Below are 22690 nucleotides of genomic sequence, written 5' to 3' on the forward strand. Positions count from 1 at the left end.
GAAGATAGTGCATGAGTCAAAAACTAGTATGTAACTGTAATGGCACCATGCCTTTGGATGCAAAGGCGCTTGGCGTCCCAGTGCATCACTCTCTGTGCAGGCAAGAGGTCGGATCTTTTTTAAAAGCTCTCGATGGATCGGATTCATTAGTGATTGCCTGTACTCAAGAGGGCGCTCTATTTAGTGAACTAGCGGAGCAGTCAGAGAAACCTTTGGTTGCACCCCTACGTTTTGTGAATATCCGTGAAGTCGCAGGTTGGACTCAAGAAGCTAAAACTTCTGGACCGAAGATTGCCGCTTTGCTTGCTCTGGCAGATATGCCGGAAGCTGAACCTGTCCCGGTCGTAAATTATGAAAGCGAAGGCAGGCTCTTAATTGTTGGTGCAGGTTCTGTGGTTTTGCCTTGGGCGGAGAAGCTAAGCACTTCGTTAGATGTTTCGGTTTTATGTACTGAGCCCGGTGATTTGCCCTTGGTGCGTAACTATCCTATATATACCGGTTCAGTTACTAAGTTAGATGGCTATCTTGGTAATTTCTCCGTCAACTGGGATCTGCAGAATCCTATCGACCCAGAAATGTGCACGCGCTGTGGCGCTTGCGTTGAGGCTTGCCCAGAAAACGCTATTGATCTTTCTTTTCAGATTGATTTAGATAAATGTAAATCACATCGCTCATGCGTCACTGCGTGCGCAAGCATTGGCGCAATCTCGTTTGATCGCAAAGAGCGCGAGCGTAATGCAGAATTTGATTTGATTTTAGATCTACGTACTGATCCAAAAATGCGCATGAGTCAAACGCCACAGGGATATTTCGCTCCTGGTAAAGATCCACTGGATCAAGCATTGGCAGTCAATCAATTGCTCGAGATGGTGGGTGAGTTTGAGAAGCCAAAATATTTTGTCTATAACGAAAAAATCTGCGCACATGGCCGTAATGGAAAAGTAGGTTGCAGTTCCTGTATTGACACCTGCTCAACAGGTGCGATTAGTTCTTTATTCAAGAGTGGTCAGGGTAGCGTTGAGGTAAATCCCAATCTTTGCATGGGTTGTGGAGCATGTTCCACGGCCTGCCCATCGGGTGCAATGCGCTACAACTACCCTAGCGTGCCCCATCAAGGCAAAGAGTTAAAAACGATTGCTACCGTTTTTAGTGCTGAAGCCAAGAAATTAAATCAATCCACAGCGCCAAGTCTGCTTTTGCATACTTTGAGTGCCGGCACGCAAATAATAGATGGTTTAGGCCGCTCTGCTCATGTAATGCCTAAACAATTTGAAGGTTTGCCATCATTTGTTATTCCCTATGGCATTGAACATATCGCATCTACAGGTTTGGATTTATGGCTTGGTGCACTCACTTATGGATTTGCAGAAGTAGTCTTGCTCTTTAGTGGTGACGAGGATCCGGTTTATCGCGCGACGCTTGAGGAGCAGGCCGAGCTTGCCAATGCCATCTTGAAAGCGTACGGATTTGATGAGCGTATTCGTTTAATCATGGCCCAATCAGCTAATGATTTACAAACCGTTTCTAAAGCAATGGGTGCATTGCGTCAGCGCGGTGCTCTGAATACAATTTGTACGCCTGCTAGCTTTGGTTTATCGAATCAAAAGCGTGAGACTGTCGAGGCTGTTCTAGAGCATTTACAAAAACAGGCAAAGACCCCATTGCCAGAAGCGGGCGTTGCACTTCCAAAGTCTTCTCTATTGGGTGGTCTGGACATCAATAAAGATGCTTGCACTTTATGCATGTCTTGCGTGAGTAGCTGTCCTGAGGGCGCGCTTTTGGACAACCCGGACGAGCCAATACTTTCTTTTATTGAAAAGCAGTGCGTTCAATGCGGTATTTGTGCGCAGACTTGTCCCGAGCAAGCTCTGACCTTAAATCCCCGTTTACAGACGGTTGAGCGACGCAAACAAAGAGCGGTCCTCAATGAGACTCAGGCTTTTCATTGCATTAGCTGCGGGAAGCCATTTGGAACTTTAAAGATGGTTGATCTAATGCTGACAAAGCTGGGTGCTCATGGTGCTTTTGCAGGCGCTGCAATGGATAGACTCAAGATGTGTGGTGATTGTCGAGTGGTTGATATGGTGAAGAAAGAAACATGAGTGAAATAGAAAGAGAAGTAGTGAAAGATACTCAATCGACCGAAGTTGGGGATGTCGGTTTGCCAGAGGATTTGGCTAGAGCGGATCTTTATGGATTGATTGCTCGCTTTTTTCACTTACCACCAGATCAAGAGCTTCTCGATCAAATAGCGGCCACCGCCGATCAACAGGATGCTGCTGATGAAGCGCCTTTGGCGAAAGCTTGGATGGATGTGGTTGAGGTGGCTAAAAACAATCCAGCCAAAGTTTGGCATGATGAGTTCGATCTCAATTTCATTAGCGTTGGTAAGCCGAATGTTGTTCTTAATGGCTCCTTTTACATGGCAGGGCATCTGAATGAGAAGCCGCTAGTCAATATTCGTAAGGCGCTGGAAGAATTTGGTCTCGAGGCTGCAGAGGAGGTCACTGAGACCGAGGACCATATTTCAGCCCTATGCGAAGTGATGCGCTACTTAATTGCTGGGGATGATGTTGAGATATCAAACCTTACAAATCAAAGGGTCTTTTTTAATGAGCATATTCGACCTTGGTATGACCAGTTTTGCGACGTCATAGAGGGCGCTCCTGAGATGCATCTTTATCGTCCAATCGCCGCTCTAGCCCGAGAATTCCTAGCGATCGAAGGACAAGGCTTTGACATGATTTAATGTTGCGCCGCATCAAAGGGAAAGTCCTAACATTCCCTTGTGAATGAAATATGTCAAAAATGCAAATACGAATTACACTTGATGCATATCAAGAATAGTTAGATAGGAACCTACGATGAGCACAAAATCCAAGATTGCCACTGGCGAAGAAATGAAGACTACACGTCGCAAATTCTTTATTGGGGCTGGCGCTGCTGTTGGTGCTGTCGCTGTAGTTTCCCAAACCTCCGTTGGCAAAGCTGTTATTCAAGAAATTGGCAGCACCGTAAAAGGTAAAGGCGAAAGCCAAACAATTACCGCACACATGCGTAAGTACTACGAAAGCACCATGCTTTAAGTGCTCAATTATTAGACTTTGAATCAACTGTTATTAAATCAATAAAAAAACTTCACAGGGACAACATATGAGTCTGACTCGTAAATCAAATACCCCACAAAGCAGTCGCCCAACATCACGTTTGATTGGTAGCTTATCCCGCGGCTTAAAAGCAGCGGTTCCTACAATGGATCGCCGAACATTCTTAAAGCGTTCGGGGGTAGGCGTTGGTGCCGGTATTGCTGCTAGCCAACTGAGTTTGGTGCAAAAAGCTTCTGCAGAACCAAGCAAAGCAATGCTCGATGGCAAGGGAAAGATTGAAGTCAAGAGATCTATTTGTACGCACTGTTCAGTAGGTTGCGCGGTGGATGCTACCGTTGAGAATGGTGTCTGGGTGCGTCAAGATGCAGTATTCGATTCCCCAATTAATATGGGTGCCCACTGTGCCAAAGGTGCTGCCTTACGTGAGCACGGCCACGGTGACTATCGTTTACGCTACCCAATGAAGTTGGTTGATGGAAAGTATCAGCGTATTTCTTGGGATCAGGCCTTAACTGAAATTACTGCACAGATGAAGAGCATTCGAGAGAAGTACTCTCCAGATGCGATGTTCTTCATTGGTTCATCCAAACACAATAACGAACAAGCCTACTTACTCCGTAAGTGGGTTTCTTTCTTTGGCACAAACAATACAGACCATCAGGCTCGTATTTGTCACTCAACCACTGTTGCTGGTGTAGCAAACACCTGGGGCTATGGTGCAATGACCAATAGCTATAACGACATGATGAATGCTAAGGCTGCTTTGTACATTGGTTCAAATGCTGCTGAGGCTCATCCAGTTTCAATGTTGATGTTGTTGCATGCTAAAGAAAATGGTTGCAAAGTCATTGTGGTAGACCCGCGTTATACCCGTACTGCTGCTAAGTCGGATCAGTTTGTGCGCATTCGTTCAGGCACTGATATTCCTTTCTTGTTTGGTGTGCTGTATCACATTTTCAAAAATGGTTGGGAAGATAAAAAGTACATTAACGACCGCGTTTATGGCATGGAAGAAATCCGCAAAGAAGTGATGGAGAAGTGGACTCCTGCTGCAGTCGAAGAGGCTTGCGGTGTGCCAGAGGCGCAAATGTATAAAGTTGCTGAAACCATGGCTAAGAATCGTCCTAGTACTGTGGTTTGGTGTATGGGTCAAACCCAGCACACCATTGGTAACGCAATGGTTCGTGCCTCATGCATCTTGCAGTTGGCTTTAGGTAACGTTGGTAAATCAGGCGGCGGCACCAATATTTTCCGTGGTCACGATAACGTTCAAGGCGCTACTGACGTAGGTCCAAACCCAGACTCCTTGCCTGGTTACTACGGCTTGGCTGCGGGCTCATGGAAGCATTTCGCAACCGTTTGGGGCGTTGACTACGAATGGATTAAAGGTCGCTACGCACCAGACATGATGGAAAAGTCTGGTACTACAGTTTCTCGCTGGGTGGATGCTGTTCTTGAAAAGAACGACATGATTGATCAGCAAACCAACGTCAAAGGTTTGTTCTTCTGGGGTCATGCGCCTAACTCACAAACTCGTGGCTTGGATATGAAGCGCGCAATGGATAAGCTGGATCTCTTGGTAGTGGTTGATCCATATCCAAGTGCAACTGCTGCAATGGCTGCGATGCCTCCAGCAGAAGGACAAGCAATTAATAAGAATCGTAATGTCTATTTGCTTCCAGCCGCGACCCAGTTTGAGACATGCGGAACTGCAACTGCATCTAATCGTTCATTGCAATGGCGCGAGAAAGTAATCGATCCTCTTTTTGAGTCCGTGCCTGATCACGTCATCATGCAAGCATTTGCAGATCGCTTAGGCTTTGGCGAAGAATTGTCAAAGAACTACAAGATGCTAAGTTCTAAATTTGCGGGTAAGCAGTGGAAAGAGCCAGAGATTGAATCTATCCTTCGTGAGATTAATCGCTCTGTGTGGACTATTGGTTACACAGGTCAAACTCCAGAGCGCCTCAAAGCACATATGAGAATGGTCGGCACTTTCGATCCGAAGACTCTCAAGTCCCGTGGTGGTGTTGATCCAGTAACTGGTTATGACACTACTGGTGATTACTATGGTTTGCCTTGGCCATGTTATGGCACAGCAGCCATCAAGCACCCAGGTTCACCAAACCTCTATGACACTAGTAAGAGTGTGATGGAGGGTGGTGGTAACTTCCGTGCAAACTTTGGCGTTGAGCGTGAGGGCGTCAGTTTGTTGGCTGCAGATGGCTCACATTCCAAGGGCGCTGCAATTACGACTGGTTACCCTGAATTCGATCACGTATTTGTGAAGAAGCTCGGTTGGTGGGATCAGTTGACCGATGATGAGAAAAAACTCGCTGAAGGTAAGAACTGGAAGACCGACTTGTCGGGCGGTATCCAACGTGTGGTGATGAAGAATGGTTGTCATCCATTTGGTAATGCTAAGGCGCGTGCAGTTGTTTGGAACTTCCCAGACCCGGTGCCTATCCACCGTGAGGCGCTTTACAGTACCAATGCGCCGATGATGCGTAAATATCCAACCTCTGCGGACAAAAAGAATTTCTGGCGCTTGCCAACCCTCTATAAGACTGTTCAAGATCAAAACTTGAACAATAAGCTTTATGAGAAGTTCCCAATCATTCTGACCTCAGGTCGTTTGGTGGAGTACGAGGGTGGTGGTGATGAGACTCGTTCTAACCCATGGTTGGCGGAGCTCCAACAAGAAAACTTTGTGGAAATTAACCCTAAAGCTGCAGCAGACCGTGGCATTAAGAACTGGGATTATGTTTGGGTGAAGTCACCAACAGGTGCCAAGATCAAAGTACGCGCAATGGTTACTGAGCGTGTTGACCAGGGAACTGCTTTCGTGCCATTCCACTTTGCTGGCTGGTGGCAAGGCGAAGACATTCGCAAGTACTACCCAGAAGGTGCGGCTCCAGTAGTTCAAGGCGAGGCGGTCAATACTGCTACTACCTATGGTTATGACCAGGTGACTATGATGCAAGAGACTAAAACCACTATGTGTCAAATCGAAAAATTTGCCTAAGTTAAAAAATAAAGTCAGGAGAACACAATGGCAAGAATGAAATTTATTTGCGACACAGAGCGATGCATCGAATGCAACGGTTGTGTCACTGCCTGTAAAAACGATAACGAAGTGCCTTGGGGTATTAATCGTCGTCGTGTTGTAACGGTGAATGATGGAATTATTGGTCAGGAAAAATCAATCTCAGTCGCTTGTATGCACTGTACTGATGCGCCTTGTATGGCCGTATGCCCAGTAGATTGCTTCTACCGCACTGATGAGGGTGTAGTACTGCATGACAAGGACATTTGTATTGGTTGCGGCTATTGCTCCTTTGCCTGCCCATTTGGCGCACCACAATTTCTGAGTAAGGGCGCCTTTGGCTCTCGCAGCAAGATGGATAAGTGCACATTCTGTAGCGGCGGCCCAGAAGAAAACGGTAGCGTTGCCGAGTTTGAAAAGTATGGCCGCAATCGTTTAGCAGAAGGTAAGTTACCTTTGTGTGCTGAAATGTGTTCTACCAAAGCATTGATTGGTGGCGACAGTGACATTATTTCTGGGATCTTCAATAACCGCGTTGCTACTCGTGAAAAAAATGGGAAGTATCCTGGCTCTAAAGCTTTTGGTTGGACTACTGCTTATGGTGGACCGGACACTCCAGCACCAACACCAACGCCTGCTGCAAAAATTCCAGGAGCTAAATAATGAAATTCAATTTCAAAACTCTCGGTTTAGGTTTTGCAGCAGCAGCTCTGCTGGCCGCATGTTCTGAGCCACCAGAAATTGCAGCAAAAGCTGCCAAGCGTCCTGATGTTGCGCCATATATGGGCGCTAATAATGGATTCATGACAAAGAACTGGACTCCTGGAAATCAGGCCAGCTGGACTGAATCCACTGATAAGCGGACTCAGGGTCAAAACGAATACAGTCGCGTTAAGTGATCATCTAAATAACTATAAATAAAACGAAAACGTTTAAGGACATGTGTATGAAACGATCATTCTCTAAAGTTCTACGCACTTTGGTAGTGGCTGCTGGTTTTTCGCTGACTCTAGCAGGCGGGATGAGTTATGCAGAGCGCGCACCAATGGCGCCTTTGCCTTCCCCAAGTGGGGTAGATATTCCACCTTTATCGGTACCAGCTAACCCCAACAGCTTAGCTAACGGAACTCAGGCTCAGGCACAACCAGCAAACCCTTCTATCTTTACTTCTGCGAATAGCGATCCATACAACTTTGTTAGCATTCCTGATAAAGAGGCTAGCGTTTTGATTCAGCGCTCTGGTCAAGAGTGGCGCTTGATTCGTAACGGTGTGATTACGGTGTTCGGAGGCTGGATACTGGCGGTTGCTTTCTTTGGCATTGCGGCGCTTTTTATCGTCAAAGGCCCAATCAAATTGCATGCACCGCTGTCGGGACAAAAAATTAAACGGTTCAATGGCTTTGAGCGTTTTACTCACTGGGTGATGGCAGCTAGCTTTATTGGCCTTGCTTTCACTGGCTTGCTGATACTGTACGGCAAGTATTTTGCAATGCCCTTAATGGGCGGTGTTGCCTATGGGGCATTTCTGAATATCTGTAAGAATATTCACAACTACTCTGGCCCTTTGTTTACTCTGAGCGTAGTGATTTTCTTCCTACTCTTTGCAACTCGAAATATTCCTGGCGAAGGTGATCTCACTTGGATAAAGTCATTTGGCGGAATGTTTGGTGGCAAACATCCTCCTGCTGGTTTTTTCAATTTTGGAGAAAAGATTTGGTTCTGGTTTGGTATGACTTTCTTGGGCTTGGTGATTTCAGGTTCTGGCCTTGTGCTGGACATGATTGTGCCGTTTATGCAAGTTGAGTACATACGCGGAACGATGCAAATTGCCAATATTATTCATAGTAGCGCTGCAATCTTAATGACTGCGATGGCAATGGGGCATATTTATATAGGTTCTATTGGCATGCAAGGTTCTATTGATGGCATGAAGACTGGTTACGTTGATGCTACATGGGCTAAAGAGCACCATGAGATCTGGTACAACAAAGTTAACAAATAAGGATAAGCCATGAAAAAAATCATTGCTTTTGCATTCTGTGTATTTACAGCCACATCAGTTATCGCTGCATTGCCTCCGTTGACACCGGAAGCGCAAGAGGCGGCTAACTTGGCTAAAGCAAAAACGGCTTATGGAGATAAGGTGGGTGCTTATCAACTTTGCCAAGCTCAAAACCGCGTGGCTGATCGATTTAAGGTGTCTGGTGCACCGGCACCAGCTGCTTGCACTGCTCCACCACCATTTGTTCCACCCGTTGTTGCCGCTGCAGCTGCACCAGCTGTTCCGGTAGCTCCTGCTGCTAAGTAATTAATCCGTTAGCAATTCTTGATGTAGGTAGCGTTTAGCGGCCTGTGTTTGCGGATTGGAAAAGAAGGGGCCTACGGGTCCCTTTTCTTTTATTTCGCCATGATCGATAAAGATGATGTATTGCGCAAGTCTTTGCACCTGAGCAAGTTGGTGTGATGAAAAAATGACATCAGTGTTTTGCATATCAAAATCACGAATCATTTCTTCAACCTGCTCCGTGGTATTGGGGTCAAGGTTCGCGGTAGGCTCATCCAGTAAGACTAAGTTTGGCTTTTTTAAGATTGCCCGCCCAAGACAAAGCTTTTGTCTCTCGCCAGCAGATAACTTATGAGCAGGAGTGGAGGCCAGATTCTCCAAGCCAACCCGTTCGATCACTTGCTGTACCTCTGTATCGGTCACTGTAGAGTCTGCATCCTGGATCATCGCTAAATTGGCTCTAGCTGAAGCCTTAATCATTGGGGTGTGATGTAAAACTAATGCAGTCTTATTGGCAAATGAATAGCTCACTGTTCCAGTATCTGGTTTGATTAGTCCATCTAAGAGTTTTAATAGGGTGGTTTTGCCTGCACCATTGGGGCCAATGCAAGCGGTAATGCGGTCAGCCGGAATGATGGCATGCGGAATGCTGAGAATGGTGCGACCATTACTTTTAACTCTGATATCGCGCAGCTCGATAAATCTCGCAAATTGCTCAGTTGTATTAACCATAGCGACGCTCCGCCACTTGACGGATGACAAATGTAAAAAGGTTTGCTAACAGTACGATTCCCAACAAGACAATTCCAAGTGCAAGCGCAAGCGGGAGGTCTCCTTTGCTAGTTTCTAGAGCGATTGCAGTAGTCATAGTTCTAGTGGAGTGATCAATATTGCCACCGACGATCATGACGGCGCCAACCTCAGAAATTGCCCTTGCAAGTCCGGCAAGGATGGCAATCGTGAGGGAGAAGCGACAATCCCAAATGAGCCACTTAAAGCGCGCTAGCGGTGGCAATCTGAGGCTCAAAAAGGTATCGCGATGAATTCTCCAGGAATCTTCCAAAATTTGACGGCTTAGGGCAGCAATTAAAGGGGTTGTAAGGAGGATTTGAGCCAAGATCATACCCTTGACTGTAAATAGCCATCCCCATGCCCCTAAAGGCCCTGTGCGGGATAGCAGGAGGTAAATAATGACCCCAACAATTACCGTTGGAACCCCCATTAAGGTATTTAAGACCACGATGATCCACTTCTTGCCACTAAATTCCTCGGTTGCTAGTAGCGCCCCAATTGGCAGGCCAAACAGCGTGCCAAAGAGTAGAGCAGTTAGGCTTACTTGGAGTGAGACTAGGACGATTCCTAAAACCCCTCCGTTGAGATGGGCAAGGAGAGCGAGGGCGTCTTGAAAGGCGATCAACATGCACTTGATTCTATCAAGGCAATGGCAAAATGAGCTTAATGAGATCTAAAACCCTGTTTTCTGACTGATGGCCGAAATAATTTGCCTCTGCAACGAGGTTCTTGATGTGGACTTGCGAGAGTATCTCGACTCCCATCCTATCGACTCTATTGATGAGTTGCGGGAGCAGGCATCCATTTGCAATAAGTGCATGCAATGTCAGGAGTTGGTTGAGGGAGAGATTTATTTGGCGCGAATAAAACGCCAGCGAGCAGCAGGACAGTTTTGATGACTCAAAATAGAAGCGCTCGCTTTACCATCATGAGTATGAATGTGCATAAAGGGGTTTCTACCTTGCACAGGCATTCGACTATTTATCAGTTGCGGCAAAAAATGCGCAATCATCATCCGGATTTACTTTTTCTCCAAGAATTGCAGCAGGAGCATCGCGGTCGTATTAGACGATATGGGCAGTGGCCTCTTACGGAGTTAACCCACTTTCTATCGGAAGACTTTTGGCATGACTGGCATTACGGAAAAAATATGGAGTATCCCGATGGTCATCACGGCAATGCAATTCTGTCTAAGCAGCCATTGCACAAAGGTCTTAATTACGATATCTCTGCCTATCGCTTTGAAAGACGGGGCTTATTGCATAGCGTGACTCAACTGGATGGAGTGGGTCAACCTATTCATTGCTTCTGCGTGCACTTGGCTCTATTTGAGCGGGGTAGAGAGCGCCAGCTAGAGCAAATTATTGGATATATTGAAGATTTAGCGCAAGATTGCCCCACTATCGTGGCTGGAGACTTTAACGACTGGCGTAATCGAGTGGGAGCGCCGATGAAGAAGGCTGGCTTTGAGGAGGTGTTTGAGTTCTTGACGGGCAGCCCCGCTAAGACTTTCCCCAGCATCAAGCCTTTACTGGCAATGGATCGTATTTATGTGCGCGGTCTAAAAATTCATTCTGCAGAAATTTTGCATGAGTGGATGAGGCTGTCAGATCATTTGGGTATTACAGCAGAACTGGAATTGATATGAACGATCTACTGAGTGTTTTTTTAAGACATTTTTTTGAACTCAATATTAATTGGCTGTTATTTGTGCACTTTGCCTTAGTCACCTACTTTATTGGCGTCATTATTTCCGTTAGAAGACCAGTAGGAGTTGCATTTGCCTGGATTTTTATTGTGATGACCTTTCCTGTTTTTGGTATTAGTTTGTATGTATTGATTGGTGAACGTCCAGTCGGTCGAAGATTGACGCGAAAAATTACTCGTATGAACCGAGAGTACATGCGGATTACCGAAAAGATGCGTCAAGACTATGCGGGCGATAGGCAGGGAATGCCTGCTGAGGGTAGGGCATTAAGCCTCTTGGCAGAAGCCAATAACGGCTCACCGGTCATGGCTGGAAATAAGCTTGAGTTGTTCACCAACTCCCTAGAAATTTTGCAGCATTTTATTGATGAAATAAATCAAGCAAAGAAAAGTCTTCATCTAGAGTTTTATATCTGGGCACTTGGTGGTGATGCCGATCGGGTGGGGGAGGCTTTAATTGCAGCAGCTAAGCGCGGTGTAGCTTGTCGCGTCTTGCTGGATTCGTTGGGCAGTAAAGACTGGTTTAAGTCTAAGTGGCCAGCACGTTTTCGCAATGCTGGCATTCAGGTAACTGAGGCGTTGCCAATACAGGTCGGGCGCTTTCAGTTTCGAAGAGCCGATTTGCGTTTGCATAGAAAAATATTTGTAGTAGACGGTTCCGTTGTCTGGACGGGTAGTATGAATATGGTTGATCCGCGTACCTTCAAACAAGATTCAGGTGTGGGTGAGTGGGTTGATGCGATGGTAAGGGTGCAAGGTCCAGTTGCCTCTCAGTTTGAGCTCACCTTTTCGTTTGATTGGAGTGTTGATAACCCGAGCGTTACTCACTTTAATGATCGTAATCCATCGGCAGCACCTTATGAGGGTGCGGCGCTTGCCCAAGAGCTTGCATCAGGACCAGTCTATCGGGATGATATTTTGTATCAAGTGATGTTATCGGCCATTATCGATGCTCGTGAAGAGCTCACTATTACTACGCCTTATTTTGGCCCAGATGATGGATTGTTACAGGCTCTGATGGCATCAGCGAGGCGTGGAGTAAAGGTAACCCTCATCGTGCCTAAGCTCAACGATTCCACTTTAGTGGCTTGGAGTAGCAAAAGCTTCTATACGGATCTCATGGGTTCAGGAGTGAAAATTGCTGAATTTGATGGGGGTCTGTTGCACACCAAGAGTCTGTTGGTTGACAAGAGAATGGCAATCTTTGGATCAGTCAACTTTGATCAGCGCAGCTTGCGTTTGAATTTTGAGATTAGTTTAATTGTCTACAACGAAGCATTCTGCGCTAAGCTAGAGCAATTAATTGAATCCTATTTGAGTCAATCTGACTTTATTGACCCCCTCGTATGGGCGAAGCGGCCACGCTGGAATCATTATTTAGAAAATGCTGCGCACTTAGCTTCGCCGCTACTCTAAATTGCTCCGCTAGCGCGCATGCTGGCAATATCGGATTCTGGCAATCCTAGCTCTTTCAGAATGGTATCTGTATGTTCGCCCACAGCCGGAATGGGGTCCATGCGATAGTCATAACTATCATTTAGTCCAGGAGGGAGTAGTGCAGCGATTGGCCCATTGGGCGTGCCTACTTCTGCAAATCGATTGCGGGCTTTCAATTGTTCATGTTTCCAGAGGCCCTCCATATCGTTGAGGTGGGCATTGGCAATTTGAGCTTTATCTAATCTCGCAATAAGTTGGTCTGAGCTAAGCTTGCTAAAGCAGGTATTAATAATTTCGAGCAACTCGGAGCGTTTTTCATTGCGCTTGAAGTTGCGATCGAAGCGCTCATCTTTAGCAAGTGCAGGATTTTCCAATACAGTCTCGCAAAATTGAACCCATTCACGTTCATTCTGCAGGCCAAGCATGACAGTCTTGCCGTCGCCAGCCTTAAATGGACCATAAGGATAAATGGTGGCATGCGATGCGCCATTTCTGGGCGGTGGTTCTGCGCCTTTATAAGCGTAGTACATCGGAAAGCTCATCCACTCACTCAGCGACTCCAGCATCGAGATATCAATGACAGTGCCCTTGCCAGTTTTTCCTCTTTGCAAGAGTGCGGCGAGGATATTGGTGTAGGCGTACATACCTGCAGCGATATCAGCAATGGAGTTACCGGACTTGCTCGGTGTCTCTGGGGTGCCTGTGACGGATAAGAAGCCGGCCTCACTTTGGATTAAAAGGTCATAAGCTTTTTTATCGCGATAAGGCCCATCATTGCCGTATCCAGAAATGTCACACAAAATTAATCTGGGATTATCTTTCTGTAGCACATCCGCAGTCAGGCCCATGCGTGCGGCAGCTCCTGGTGCTAAGTTTTGCACTAAGACATCAGCAGTTTTCAGTAGCTGCTTGAGTGCCGCTATTGCAGATGGCTGTTTGAGATCCAGCGTGAGACTTTCCTTAGATCGATTGACCCAAACAAAGTGCGAGCAAAGCCCATCAACTTGGGTGTCATAGATTCTTGCAAAGTCACCACCACCAGGACGTTCCACTTTAATGACGCGAGCACCTAAGTCAGCTAATTGCCTAGTACAGAAGGGTGCGGCGATGGCATGCTCAAGTGAGACAACCGTAATTCCATCTAGCGGACGAATGCTCATATCAAATTTCTATCAAAAGGATCTAGGTAAACCGAGAACATGCTCGGCGATGTAAGAGTAGATCAAGTTTGTGGAGATTGGCGCCACTTGATAGAGACGTGTTTCCCTAAATTTACGTTCAACATCATATTCGTTGGCAAAGCCAAAGCCGCCATGAGTTTGCAAGCAGACATTGGCCGCTTCCCAGGACGCCTTCGCTGCCAAATATTTAGCCATATTAGCCTCAGGCCCACAGGGCGAGTGACTATCAAAAAGATCGCATGCCTTGAAGCGCATCAAGTTAGCAGCTTCAGTTTCAATATAGCTATCGGCAATCGGAAATTGAATACCTTGATTTTTGCCAATCGGGCGATCAAACACTACACGATCATTGGCATAACGTCTTGCGCGATCAATAAACCAATAAGCATCACCAATGCATTCGGCTGCAATCAGAACGCGTTCTGCATTCAGGCCATCCAAGATGTATTTAAACCCTTGACCTTCTGTGCCGATGATATTTTCTAAGGGGATTTCTAAATTATCAAAGAACACTTCATTGGTTTCATGGTTCACCATATTGGCAATGGGCCTGACTTCCATTCCTTTCCCAATCGCATCAGCAAGATTGACGATGAAGATGGACATGCCTTCAGATTTGCGCTGCACCTCATTAATTGGGGTGGTGCGAGCTAGCAAAATCATCAGATCAGAATGTTGAATACGAGAGATCCAAACCTTCTGACCATTCACAACATACTGATCCCCTTTTTTCACGGCAGTAGTTTTTAACTTCGTGGTGTCGGTGCCGGTAGTGGGCTCTGTCACAGCCATGCTTTGGAGGCGAAGTTCACCACTAGCAATTTTTGGCAAATACATTTTTTTCTGTGCTTCAGATCCATGGCGTAATAAAGTGCCCATGTTGTACATCTGCCCATGGCAAGAGCCAGCATTGCCGCCCGAAAAGTTAATCTCCTCCATGATGACGGAAGCTTCCGCTAAACCTAATCCAGAGCCACCATATTCTTCCGGTATTAATGCTGCTAACCAGCCGGCCTCAGTCATGGCTTTCACAAAAGCCTCAGGGTAGCTCCGTTCATGATCTACTTTTTGCCAGTAGGCTGAGTCGAAATTTCCACAGAGGTCTCGTAAGGCCTCGCGCATTTCCTGGTATTGGTCTGGCTTGGGTATGACTTGATTCATGAAAGTCTCGTTTTATAGGTTTTATGTGTTTCAAACGTTAGTTTAAGCAAGATTTGAAAATCCTGGAAAATGATGAAAATCAGGCGAAAATAGCCGATATAGCATTTAAAAAATCTATCTAAATGGATAAATAAGGGACAAGGACCTGCCAATGCAAAAGAATCACCGACAAATCCTTTCTGGAGTCAAAGTTCTTGAGTTGGGCCAGCTGCTTGCAGGCCCATTTGCAGCCAAAACTCTCGCGGATTTTGGTGCAGAAGTGATTAAGGTTGAGTCCCCAGGTCTGGGTGACCCTTTGCGCAAATGGCGAATGCTTCACGAGGGCACATCAGTTTGGTGGCAAGCCCAATCTCGCAATAAGCAATCGGTCTGTTTGGATCTGCGTGTAAAAGAAGGTCAGGAGATCGCCCGAAAGTTGGCACTCGAGGCTGATGTTGTGATTGAAAATTTTCGACCAGGTACATTAGAGAAGTGGGGCTTAGGTTGGGAGCAGCTGCATAAAGTAAACCCAAAGTTGATCATGTTGCGCATCTCTGGCTATGGTCAGGATGGACCCAGACGTGATGAGCCTGGTTTTGCAGCAATTGGTGAGGCAATGGCCGGTTTGCGTTACATCACAGGCCATCCAAATGAGGTTCCAGTGAGAGCAGGTGTATCTCTTGGCGACACGATTGCAGGTTTGCATGGTGCGCTGGGTGTATTACTGGCTTTATACGAGCGAGATGCTCGCGGAGGACAAGGTCAAATGATTGATGTGGCTTTGTATGAAGCGGTATTTAATTTGACCGAAAGCTTATTGCCGGAGTACTCAGCATTTGGCGCTATTCGTCAGCCGGCAGGCGGTGCTTTGCCCGGAATCGCCCCCTCCAACGCCTATCGTTGTGGCGACGGGCAGTATGTTTTGATCGCTGGAAATGGCGACTCCATCTACAAGCGTTTAATGACCTTGATTGGTAGAGTGGACTTAGGTGAAGATCCTGCATTGGCTCATAACGATGGCCGTGCTAAGCGAGTCAGTGAGATTGATGCAGCAATTAATGCTTGGACTGAATCCTTAACTCTGGATCAGGTGCTAAAGGGTCTGCTGGAAGCAGAAGTGCCTTCTGGCAAGATTTATACGGCCAAGGATATTGCAGAGGATCCTCACTATCAGGCTCGTGGCGTGATTGAGACTGTTCAGGCTGCGAGTGGCCTAAAAGTCCAGGTTCCCGGAATTATTCCTAAACTTTCTCAAAACCCTGGATCCATTCGTTATCGCGCTCCCACCTTAGGAGAGCATACTGACGAAGTGCTTAAATCCGCTGGCCTTACTGAAGAACAAATTACTATTCTCAAAAAATCTGGGGTCCTCGCTTAATGGACCATGCGCTCCAGCATTTTTTTGGATGGTTTGGTATGCCATCCGTTGGATTGCCGGCCGTATTTATCAGTGCCTTCGTTTCTGCAACATTGCTCCCTGTTGGCTCGGAACCAATTCTTTTTGGATACACTTCATTAAATCCAAATATGTACTGGCTTGCAATCTTCGTTGCAACAATCGGTAATACCATGGGCGGTATGTTTGATTGGTGGCTTGGGCTTATAGCGAGTAAAAGAATTAAGTCTGTCGAGGTAACGACCCAGGGTCGCTTGCGAGAATGGCTCAAAGAGTGGGGCCCTAAAATGCTACTCTTTTCTTGGTTGCCTGGTTTTGGTGATCCACTTTGCATTGCCGCAGGCTGGCTCCGTTTAGCCTGGTTCCCATGCCTTATCTATATGTTTATTGGTAAATTATTACGTTATCTCACGATGACTTGGTTGCTCACCTTGGTGCCCGATAGTTTTTGGCATCAATTGGGTCATTGGCTGCATTTGATCTAAATTCATTCGTTGTATCCTATGTTTTTAATCCCTATTTATCCCTTCACTTGTTGAGAATATTGATATGTCTTCTTTAAAAGGTAAAACAGCTTTAGTTACTGGCTCTACTAGTGGCATTGGTTTAGGAATGGCAATTGCTTTAGCTAAGCAAGGCGTCAACATTATGGCTAATGGCTTTGGCGAGAAAGACGAAGCTATTGCAAAAATCAAAGCGTACGGTGTAGAGGTGGATTACCACGGCGCTGATATGAGCAAGTCTGCTGAGATTGAAGATCTGATTAAGCAAACCGAAAAACGCTTTGGCTCTTTAGATGTTTTGATTAATAACGCAGGTATTCAGTACACGGCAAATATTGAAGACTTTCCAACAGACAAGTGGGATGCCATTATTGCTATCAATCTTACTGCTGCATTTCATACAACGCACCATGCATTGCCAGGCATGAAAAAACGGAACTGGGGCCGCATTATTAATATCGCCTCTGTTCATGGCTTGGTAGCCTCTACACAAAAATCAGCTTATGTTGCGGCTAAGCATGGCATTATTGGTTTGACTAAAGTCACTGCGCTTGAGAATGCGCATACTGGCATTACCTGTAACGCAATTTGCCCAGGCTGGGTATTGACCCCCTTGGTTCAAAAGCAGGTGGATGCGCGCGCAGAGCGTGAGGGCATCACAAATGATGCCGCTAAGATTGCCTTGGTTTCTGAAAAACAACCATCTGGAGAATTTGTTTCTCCAGAGCAGTTGGCTGCTTTAGCGGTATTCCTCTGTGGTCCAGATGCATCTGAAGTTCGCGGTGTTGCTTGGAATATGGATGGTGGCTGGGCTGCGCAGTAAATAGATTTAAGGAGCTCGATCTCCTTTTTTCTTTGCGGTTTTAGCTTTGGCAGGGCGCCTTATAGACACGGTCTACTTTGCCGGCCATTAAGAGTTGGCTCGGTAGTGTGCGTCCCATTAAAGATTGCAAATCTTTTGAGCATGCTAGCAGTGCATCGATCTCCATATGGGTATTAAAGCCCATTAGGTCAAACATATGAACAAGTTCTTCCGTGCAGATATTACCAGTGGCACCTGGGGCATAAGGGCAACCACCCAAGCCGCCTAGTGAAGAGTCAAAGCGATCGATGCCGCTATTGACCGCGGCAAGAGCGTTAGCGAGACCCATGCCGCGCGTATTGTGAAAATGTAATGTCCATTGCAGCTTAGGGTATTTGGCTTGTGCTGTTTCGCAAACAGCTTGAACTTGAGCTGGATTAGCCATACCTGTGGTGTCGCAAATTGTGATGCCGCGAACACCAGCAGCAGCAAAGCGATCTACCCAGTGCATAAGATCCGCCAAGGGGGTGATTCCTGACATTGGACAGCCAAAGCTGGTAGATAAAGAGATATTCACAGCGGTACTATTTGCATGCGCCAAATCAATTACTGATACCAGTCCTTTAAAAGAGTCTTCGCAACTCATTTTTAGATTGGCTAGATTGTGTGCCTCACTAACTGACATGACGAGATTGAATTCATCTACACCAACACTCAATGCTCGTTCAGCGCCTTTGAGGTTTGGAATAAGAACAGTGTATTCAACACCGGGCACTCGATCAATTCCCCTCATGACTGCTTCAGCATCTGCCAGCATTGGAATGGCTTTAGGGCTGGTAAAGGAGGTAACTTCAATCTTGGCATACCCAGCGCGACTCAAGCGGTTAATCAGGGCAATCTTTTCTTCGGTAGGAACAAATACACTTTCCGCCTGAAATCCATCCCGCGTGACCACTTCTTGGATATAGATTCTTTTTAAGTAGGGGGATGATGGGGTGCTTGTCATATTAATATGCAGATTTTGGGCGCCAAAATAGGCTAAGCCTCTATTTTAAATAAGATTTCTGTAATTTTGCAGGATCAAACAAAATCGCTAGAATCGTTTATAGTTAGACCCATTATTACTCATAGGAGATCCTTTCATGGCATCAATCTTGACCTCTTTGGGACGTACTGTTTTGGCTGGTTTCGTACTTCTCATTCTCATCATCCTCGCTTTGGGCGGTAACTTTAGTTCAGCCGAATTGCCTTTCGTATTCCGTTGGTTGCATGTAATGTTTGGTGTGATGTGGATTGGTTTGCTCTGGTACTTTAACTTTGTGCAAATTCCTTCTATGCCAAAAATCCCTGATGAGCAAAAGCCAGCGATTGGCAAGGTAATTGCTCCAGCTGCATTGTTCTGGTTCCGTTACGCAGCACTCTTCACGGTTCTCACTGGTTTGATTGTTGCTGCTCTAAATGGTTACTTGCATCAAGCATTCACATTACAAGCCCCATTCCGTGCAATCGGTTTAGGCATGTGGATCGCTTTGGTAATGGCATTCAACGTTTGGTTCATCATTTGGCCAAATCAAAAGCGCGCTCTTGGTATCGTTGCTGTAGAAGCTGATGTAAAAGCAAAATCTGCACGCGTTGCAATGTTGACTTCCCGTTTGAATACATTGCTATCTATCCCAATGTTGTTCTTGATGGTTGCTCAATCACACAACACTACTTGGTTTGTGATCGTTTCTTAATCACTCCAATAGCATTAAAGAAAAGGCCCGCAATGCGGGCCTTTTTGTTTGATCAGCACAGCAGGCCACCTTACTGAAGTAATGGTGGCAACTCTTTGCTTAGGGCTGCCCGCTGTGCGGTAGCGGTTCCCAGTAAAGCAAATCCCAGCAGCTTTCCATCGGGAGATTCAAAGCGCGCCTCAATGCCACCGTCAATGCCGGTGGTTTTCCATTGACCTTCAGAATCCTTGGCCGGTGGAGACACTACAGTTGGAAGTGCGGGGGTTTTAATCATCACAGGCATTGCTGGGTAACTTAAGGCCGTTACTTGTCCAAGCAATGTTGGGGCTAATGCTCTTGCAGCTTGCATGATGGGCATGACATAAGGTAGGACCAAGCCCTCAACTTCTGCGCAATCACCAAGCGAATAAATATTTTTTTCACTAGTCTCTAGCTCACGATTCACCTGAATGCCTACACCCGTCTTAATGCCAGCTGCCTTTGCCAAATCCAATCTCGGTTTTAGGCCAACAGCAGATAGAACAACATCGCAAGAAATCGCTTCACCATTGGCAAGACTAATTTGGATAGCATCACCATTGCGGTTAATGGCTTTAGCGGTAGTGGAGAAGTGCCAGCGCACCCCGGCATCACTCAGCTTGTCTTGCAATTCTTTTGCTGCAGCCTCAGGTAATAGGCGACCTAAGACTTGTGGGGCTAAATCAATTACATCTACTTCATAGTCGCCCAAGACAAGATCATTCGCAAACTCGCAGCCAATGAGACCTGCTCCCAGAATTGCCACTTTCTTTTTGCTTGCAATGGCATTTCGAAACTTGGCGTAGTCCTCTAAATCATTGACGGTCAGTACTTCGTCTGCAGCGTTGCCTTCTAGCGGTATCCGAATTTGATCGGCACCTAAGGTCAGAACTAGCTTTGCATAAGAGATTGCGCCCTTGCTTGTTTGTAGTGATTGTGCAGTGGTATCAATGGCGCTGACTTCAGTCTCAGAGAGAATGTTGATTGCTAATTGCGTTGCCATGCCTTCAGCAGTAGTAGAAATCAGTTGATCAGATTCCTTCTTGCTAGCAAGTGCAGTTGAGAGCATGGGTTTGGAATAAAAATAACCAGGCTCGCGTGTGATTAGGGTAATCGGTATTGCCTTATCAAGCTTGCGAATTTCACGAACTAGTGTGAACCCAGCCAGACCACTGCCAATAATGACAATGATGGAAGATTGGGGTGTGTTTTGAGTCAAAGCTGGGCTCCAGGTAGGTAGGGGTCAATCAGAATTGCGCTAGCTAAAAGGCTTAGCTTACCTGAACCATTTCAAAATCAGACTTAGATACGCCGCAATCTGGGCACTCCCAACTATCCGGGACGTCAGCCCATGCGGTTCCAGGTGCGATACCCTCTGTCAGCAAGCCTTGAGCCTCGTCATAAATAAAGCCACACACGATACATTGCCAAGTTTTCATGTTGATTCCTTCAATATCAGACCTCAATTTTAAATTTAATCTGATTTTTTTTCTTAAGGCGGCTCATTTGGCTTAATTCTGCAAAAGTCATCAATTCTTGTTACAGTGGTCGATCTTAATAATCGCTCACAAAAGGCTTCAGATGTCAGGTAAAGAAATTATGTTCACCCCAGTTAGTCTTGGTTCAATCCAATTAAAGAACCGTCTGGTAATGGCGCCATTAACGAGGATGCGCGCAATCGCTGGCGATGTACCAAGTCCTTTGGCAAAGACCTATTACGCACAACGTGCAAGTGCTGGTTTGATTATTACTGAGGCAACCCAAATTTCCCCCTTAGGCATGGGATACCCAGCCACTCCTGGTATTTACTCGCCAGAACAAACTGCTGCTTGGAAAGAAATTGTTGAGGCAGTTCATGCCAAAGGTGGATCGATTGTTGCCCAACTGTGGCATGTGGGCCGCATTTCCCATTCTTCTTTACATCCAGACCAGGGTGTACCAGAGGCACCGTCTGCTATTGCTGCTGCAGGGCAAACTTACGGGGCAGACTGGAAGTTACACGATTATGAGACTCCCAAAGCAATGAGTCTTGATGATATCGCGCGTTTGTTAAAAGAGTTTGAGGCTGCAGCACAAAACGCTAAAGCGGCAGGTTTTGATGGCATTGAGATTCACTCGGCCAACGGTTACTTGTTAGACCAATTCTTGCAAGATAAGACTAACCAACGTAACGATCAGTATGGTGGTTCAGTAGAAAATCGCTTACGCCTTTTAGGCGAAGTGATTGAGGCTGTTAGCAAGGTGTTCTCAAGCGATCGCGTAGGCGTTCGCCTTTCTCCTTATGGCACCTTTAACGATATTGCTGATAGTGATCCAATTGCATTATTCACTGCGGCAATCAAAAAATTGAATGGCTACAAATTAGCTTATGTCCATATGATTGAGCCACGCGCAACTAGCGCAGGTGGTGGTGATCAGGTAAATGAAGAGGCGCCCGTTACCTCAGAACTTTTCCGTGCAGCCTACCAGGGTAAATTTATTACTGCGGGTGGTTACGATCAGGCTCTAGGCGAAAAAGTGCTGGAAGCAGGTTTGGCTGATGCGGTGGCTTATGGCCGGATCTATATTGCCAATCCCGATTTAGCAGAACGCTTCCAGCAGAGCGCCCCGTTAAATGCTTATAACCGCGCTACTTTCTACGGCGGTCAAGAGGCTGGCTACACCGACTATCCAACACTCTAGGCTGATTTAAGTCTGACTCAATAAACCTCGCCCTTAGAAGCGGGGTTTATTTTTTGTCTTCAGGATCTTTTAGAAGATCATATTGATTGGCTACTAGCAGCAAGGCAATTGAAGCGCAGCCCATGGCAAAGAATTGCCACTGATGCAGCATTGCCGTACCTACCACCGTCATTAATACTGTCCAAGCAATAGCCATCTTGGCTTTTTTGGTGAGTGGTTTCATTATCTTGAGCCTCTAAGCTTGCGCCTTCACTTTATTTAACATGCGACGAAGTGTATCGTCCTTCAGGATGTAATGTTGCCACAAGCCAGCCAAAGCGTGAATGCCAATTAGGAAGTACAGCGAATTTCCTAAAAACTCATGAATTCCTTCGACCAGTTTTTTCATCTCTGGATTGGGGGTAAGCAGCTGAGGCCACACCAAGCCAAAGAAATGGATTTCTTTGCCGCCATATTGAAAATACAGAATTCCAAAGATGGGGGATATCAGTAGTAAGGCATACATGAGCCAATGCATGGCCTTGGCTAAAGAGATGAATAAGGGTTTGGGGTTTGTGGGCCTGGGAACACCATAAGCGAAGCGGACCATCAAGCGAAGGGCCATAGCTATAAAAATGAGCTGACCAAAGACGCCGTGAATGGTTTTGCAAAGCTCACGTGGCTCACTCCCTTTGGGGAATTGCCCCTTTAATTCGATGCTAATAAATGCTGCTATTACGAGTAAGAAGACTAGCCAGTGTAGAAAGACAGAGGCAGGGTGATAACGGTTTGTTGACATAGGGTGCTATTGAAATGAAGAAAGATTCATCATAAATGATAATGAATCTCATTAACAATAACAACCTTATGGGTAATTTCC

The 22690-nt window shown here is 46.2% G+C and carries 24 protein-coding genes; 15 read left to right on the forward strand and 9 right to left on the reverse strand.

Features of this window, described 5'->3' with window-relative positions; translation table 11 throughout:
* The first annotated feature begins 11 nt into the window (after positions 1-11).
* The 8 genes from C2740_RS02830 to C2740_RS02865 all read left to right on the forward strand — a co-directional run bounded on the left by C2740_RS02830 (position 12) and on the right by C2740_RS02865 (position 8461).
* Positions 12-2102, forward strand: coding sequence for a 4Fe-4S binding protein (locus tag C2740_RS02830; RefSeq protein ID WP_215293899.1), 2091 nt, complete (start codon positions 12-14; stop codon positions 2100-2102).
* The gene (locus tag C2740_RS02835) at positions 2099-2749 is read left to right on the forward strand and encodes a molecular chaperone (protein ID WP_215293900.1); all 651 of its coding nucleotides are present in this window, start codon (positions 2099-2101) and stop codon (positions 2747-2749) included. The genes C2740_RS02830 and C2740_RS02835 overlap by 4 nt, the downstream gene beginning before the upstream one ends.
* 115 nt (positions 2750-2864) lie before the next feature.
* Positions 2865-3086 carry a hypothetical protein gene (locus tag C2740_RS02840; protein ID WP_215293901.1) on the forward strand — a complete coding sequence of 74 codons (222 nt, stop codon included), beginning with the start codon at positions 2865-2867 and terminating at the stop codon, positions 3084-3086.
* A 67-nt stretch (positions 3087-3153) separates the two neighbouring features.
* A complete protein-coding gene (locus C2740_RS02845; protein WP_215293902.1) occupies positions 3154-6132 on the forward strand; it encodes a formate dehydrogenase subunit alpha in 2979 nt (992 codons plus the stop codon).
* Between the two features lie 27 nt (positions 6133-6159).
* Entirely contained in the window at positions 6160-6816 is a 657-nt protein-coding gene (fdh3B, locus tag C2740_RS02850; RefSeq protein WP_215293903.1) for a formate dehydrogenase FDH3 subunit beta, read from the forward strand.
* Entirely contained in the window at positions 6816-7052 is a 237-nt protein-coding gene (locus C2740_RS02855) for a hypothetical protein (RefSeq protein ID WP_215293904.1), read from the forward strand. The genes fdh3B and C2740_RS02855 overlap by 1 nt, the downstream gene beginning before the upstream one ends.
* 47 nt (positions 7053-7099) lie before the next feature.
* Positions 7100-8155: a formate dehydrogenase subunit gamma gene (locus C2740_RS02860; RefSeq protein ID WP_215293905.1), complete on the forward strand. Its 1056-nt coding sequence runs from the start codon at positions 7100-7102 to the stop codon at positions 8153-8155.
* 9 nt (positions 8156-8164) lie between these two features.
* Positions 8165-8461, forward strand: coding sequence for a hypothetical protein (locus C2740_RS02865; protein WP_215293906.1), 297 nt, complete (start codon positions 8165-8167; stop codon positions 8459-8461).
* Here the strand turns inward: C2740_RS02865 and C2740_RS02870 are convergent, their stop codons facing one another.
* Complete coding sequence (locus tag C2740_RS02870) at positions 8462-9169, reverse strand: ATP-binding cassette domain-containing protein (RefSeq protein ID WP_215293907.1); 708 nt, start codon at positions 9167-9169, stop codon at positions 8462-8464.
* The gene (locus tag C2740_RS02875; protein ID WP_215293908.1) at positions 9162-9857 is read right to left on the reverse strand and encodes an ABC transporter permease; all 696 of its coding nucleotides are present in this window, start codon (positions 9855-9857) and stop codon (positions 9162-9164) included. The genes C2740_RS02870 and C2740_RS02875 overlap by 8 nt, the downstream gene beginning before the upstream one ends.
* A 267-nt stretch (positions 9858-10124) precedes the next feature.
* On the opposite strand from C2740_RS02875, the gene C2740_RS02880 reads away from it, so the two are divergent.
* Together C2740_RS02880 and cls are read left to right on the forward strand one after the other, a co-directional pair.
* Positions 10125-10877 (forward strand): endonuclease/exonuclease/phosphatase family protein, encoded by a 753-nt coding sequence (locus C2740_RS02880; RefSeq protein WP_215293909.1) that lies wholly within the window; start codon positions 10125-10127, stop codon positions 10875-10877.
* Positions 10874-12352: a cardiolipin synthase gene (gene cls / locus C2740_RS02885; protein WP_215293910.1), complete on the forward strand. Its 1479-nt coding sequence runs from the start codon at positions 10874-10876 to the stop codon at positions 12350-12352. Before C2740_RS02880 ends, cls begins: the two co-directional genes overlap by 4 nt.
* Here cls and C2740_RS02890 read toward each other — a convergent pair.
* Positions 12349-13533, reverse strand: coding sequence for a CaiB/BaiF CoA-transferase family protein (locus C2740_RS02890; protein WP_215293911.1), 1185 nt, complete (start codon positions 13531-13533; stop codon positions 12349-12351). The two genes, cls and C2740_RS02890, sit on opposite strands and share 4 nt — an antisense overlap.
* A gap of 12 nt (positions 13534-13545) precedes the next feature.
* Positions 13546-14715, reverse strand: a complete 1170-nt coding sequence (locus C2740_RS02895) for an acyl-CoA dehydrogenase family protein (protein WP_215293912.1) — start codon at positions 14713-14715, stop codon at positions 13546-13548.
* 151 nt (positions 14716-14866) lie between these two features.
* On the opposite strand from C2740_RS02895, the gene C2740_RS02900 reads away from it, so the two are divergent.
* The 3 genes from C2740_RS02900 to C2740_RS02910 all read left to right on the forward strand — a co-directional run bounded on the left by C2740_RS02900 (position 14867) and on the right by C2740_RS02910 (position 17416).
* Positions 14867-16072: a CaiB/BaiF CoA-transferase family protein gene (locus C2740_RS02900; RefSeq protein ID WP_215293913.1), complete on the forward strand. Its 1206-nt coding sequence runs from the start codon at positions 14867-14869 to the stop codon at positions 16070-16072.
* Positions 16072-16575, forward strand: coding sequence for a YqaA family protein (locus C2740_RS02905; RefSeq protein WP_215293914.1), 504 nt, complete (start codon positions 16072-16074; stop codon positions 16573-16575). Before C2740_RS02900 ends, C2740_RS02905 begins: the two co-directional genes overlap by 1 nt.
* A gap of 64 nt (positions 16576-16639) precedes the next feature.
* The gene (locus C2740_RS02910; protein WP_215293915.1) at positions 16640-17416 is read left to right on the forward strand and encodes a 3-hydroxybutyrate dehydrogenase; all 777 of its coding nucleotides are present in this window, start codon (positions 16640-16642) and stop codon (positions 17414-17416) included.
* 40 nt (positions 17417-17456) lie between these two features.
* On the opposite strand, the gene C2740_RS02915 is transcribed toward C2740_RS02910, so the two are convergent.
* Positions 17457-18401, reverse strand: coding sequence for a hydroxymethylglutaryl-CoA lyase (locus C2740_RS02915; RefSeq protein WP_215293916.1), 945 nt, complete (start codon positions 18399-18401; stop codon positions 17457-17459).
* Between the two features lie 136 nt (positions 18402-18537).
* On the opposite strand from C2740_RS02915, the gene C2740_RS02920 reads away from it, so the two are divergent.
* Positions 18538-19131, forward strand: coding sequence for a urate hydroxylase PuuD (locus C2740_RS02920; RefSeq protein WP_215293917.1), 594 nt, complete (start codon positions 18538-18540; stop codon positions 19129-19131).
* A gap of 70 nt (positions 19132-19201) precedes the next feature.
* Here C2740_RS02920 and C2740_RS02925 read toward each other — a convergent pair whose 3' ends face one another.
* Both C2740_RS02925 and C2740_RS02930 read right to left on the reverse strand, forming a co-directional pair.
* Positions 19202-20368 (reverse strand): NAD(P)/FAD-dependent oxidoreductase, encoded by a 1167-nt coding sequence (locus tag C2740_RS02925; protein WP_215293918.1) that lies wholly within the window; start codon positions 20366-20368, stop codon positions 19202-19204.
* Between the two features lie 52 nt (positions 20369-20420).
* On the reverse strand, positions 20421-20588 hold the full coding sequence (locus C2740_RS02930) for a rubredoxin (protein ID WP_215293919.1): 168 nt from the start codon (positions 20586-20588) through the stop codon (positions 20421-20423).
* A 142-nt stretch (positions 20589-20730) separates the two neighbouring features.
* Here C2740_RS02930 and C2740_RS02935 point away from each other — a divergent pair, with 142 nt between their 5' ends.
* Positions 20731-21831 carry an alkene reductase gene (locus tag C2740_RS02935; protein ID WP_215293920.1) on the forward strand — a complete coding sequence of 367 codons (1101 nt, stop codon included), beginning with the start codon at positions 20731-20733 and terminating at the stop codon, positions 21829-21831.
* A gap of 46 nt (positions 21832-21877) precedes the next feature.
* Here C2740_RS02935 and C2740_RS02940 read toward each other — a convergent pair whose 3' ends face one another.
* Both C2740_RS02940 and C2740_RS02945 read right to left on the reverse strand, forming a co-directional pair.
* Positions 21878-22054 (reverse strand): hypothetical protein, encoded by a 177-nt coding sequence (locus C2740_RS02940; RefSeq protein ID WP_215293921.1) that lies wholly within the window; start codon positions 22052-22054, stop codon positions 21878-21880.
* A 12-nt stretch (positions 22055-22066) separates the two neighbouring features.
* On the reverse strand, positions 22067-22609 hold the full coding sequence (locus C2740_RS02945; protein ID WP_215293922.1) for a cytochrome b: 543 nt from the start codon (positions 22607-22609) through the stop codon (positions 22067-22069).
* Positions 22610-22690 lie beyond the last annotated feature (81 nt).

This window comes from Polynucleobacter sp. MG-5-Ahmo-C2, assembly GCF_018687735.1.
In the GTDB taxonomy this organism is placed as follows: domain Bacteria; phylum Pseudomonadota; class Gammaproteobacteria; order Burkholderiales; family Burkholderiaceae; genus Polynucleobacter.

Excerpts from the sequence above, each read along its gene's own strand:
- C2740_RS02830 (WP_215293899.1), top strand. The coding sequence starts at position 12 with ATGAGTCAAAAACTAGTATGTAACTGTAATGGCACCATGCCTTTGGAT.
- C2740_RS02835 (WP_215293900.1), top strand. The coding sequence starts at position 2,099 with ATGAGTGAAATAGAAAGAGAAGTAGTGAAAGATACTCAATCGACCGAA.
- C2740_RS02840 (WP_215293901.1), top strand. The coding sequence starts at position 2,865 with ATGAGCACAAAATCCAAGATTGCCACTGGCGAAGAAATGAAGACTACA.
- C2740_RS02845 (WP_215293902.1), top strand. The coding sequence starts at position 3,154 with ATGAGTCTGACTCGTAAATCAAATACCCCACAAAGCAGTCGCCCAACA.
- fdh3B (WP_215293903.1), top strand. The coding sequence starts at position 6,160 with ATGGCAAGAATGAAATTTATTTGCGACACAGAGCGATGCATCGAATGC.
- C2740_RS02855 (WP_215293904.1), top strand. The coding sequence starts at position 6,816 with ATGAAATTCAATTTCAAAACTCTCGGTTTAGGTTTTGCAGCAGCAGCT.
- C2740_RS02860 (WP_215293905.1), top strand. The coding sequence starts at position 7,100 with ATGAAACGATCATTCTCTAAAGTTCTACGCACTTTGGTAGTGGCTGCT.
- C2740_RS02865 (WP_215293906.1), top strand. The coding sequence starts at position 8,165 with ATGAAAAAAATCATTGCTTTTGCATTCTGTGTATTTACAGCCACATCA.
- C2740_RS02870 (WP_215293907.1), bottom strand. The coding sequence starts at position 9,169 with ATGGTTAATACAACTGAGCAATTTGCGAGATTTATCGAGCTGCGCGAT.
- C2740_RS02875 (WP_215293908.1), bottom strand. The coding sequence starts at position 9,857 with ATGTTGATCGCCTTTCAAGACGCCCTCGCTCTCCTTGCCCATCTCAAC.
- C2740_RS02880 (WP_215293909.1), top strand. The coding sequence starts at position 10,125 with ATGACTCAAAATAGAAGCGCTCGCTTTACCATCATGAGTATGAATGTG.
- cls (WP_215293910.1), top strand. The coding sequence starts at position 10,874 with ATGAACGATCTACTGAGTGTTTTTTTAAGACATTTTTTTGAACTCAAT.
- C2740_RS02890 (WP_215293911.1), bottom strand. The coding sequence starts at position 13,533 with ATGAGCATTCGTCCGCTAGATGGAATTACGGTTGTCTCACTTGAGCAT.
- C2740_RS02895 (WP_215293912.1), bottom strand. The coding sequence starts at position 14,715 with ATGAATCAAGTCATACCCAAGCCAGACCAATACCAGGAAATGCGCGAG.
- C2740_RS02900 (WP_215293913.1), top strand. The coding sequence starts at position 14,867 with ATGCAAAAGAATCACCGACAAATCCTTTCTGGAGTCAAAGTTCTTGAG.
- C2740_RS02905 (WP_215293914.1), top strand. The coding sequence starts at position 16,072 with ATGGACCATGCGCTCCAGCATTTTTTTGGATGGTTTGGTATGCCATCC.
- C2740_RS02910 (WP_215293915.1), top strand. The coding sequence starts at position 16,640 with ATGTCTTCTTTAAAAGGTAAAACAGCTTTAGTTACTGGCTCTACTAGT.
- C2740_RS02915 (WP_215293916.1), bottom strand. The coding sequence starts at position 18,401 with ATGACAAGCACCCCATCATCCCCCTACTTAAAAAGAATCTATATCCAA.
- C2740_RS02920 (WP_215293917.1), top strand. The coding sequence starts at position 18,538 with ATGGCATCAATCTTGACCTCTTTGGGACGTACTGTTTTGGCTGGTTTC.
- C2740_RS02930 (WP_215293919.1), bottom strand. The coding sequence starts at position 20,588 with ATGAAAACTTGGCAATGTATCGTGTGTGGCTTTATTTATGACGAGGCT.
- C2740_RS02935 (WP_215293920.1), top strand. The coding sequence starts at position 20,731 with ATGTCAGGTAAAGAAATTATGTTCACCCCAGTTAGTCTTGGTTCAATC.
- C2740_RS02940 (WP_215293921.1), bottom strand. The coding sequence starts at position 22,054 with ATGAAACCACTCACCAAAAAAGCCAAGATGGCTATTGCTTGGACAGTA.
- C2740_RS02945 (WP_215293922.1), bottom strand. The coding sequence starts at position 22,609 with ATGTCAACAAACCGTTATCACCCTGCCTCTGTCTTTCTACACTGGCTA.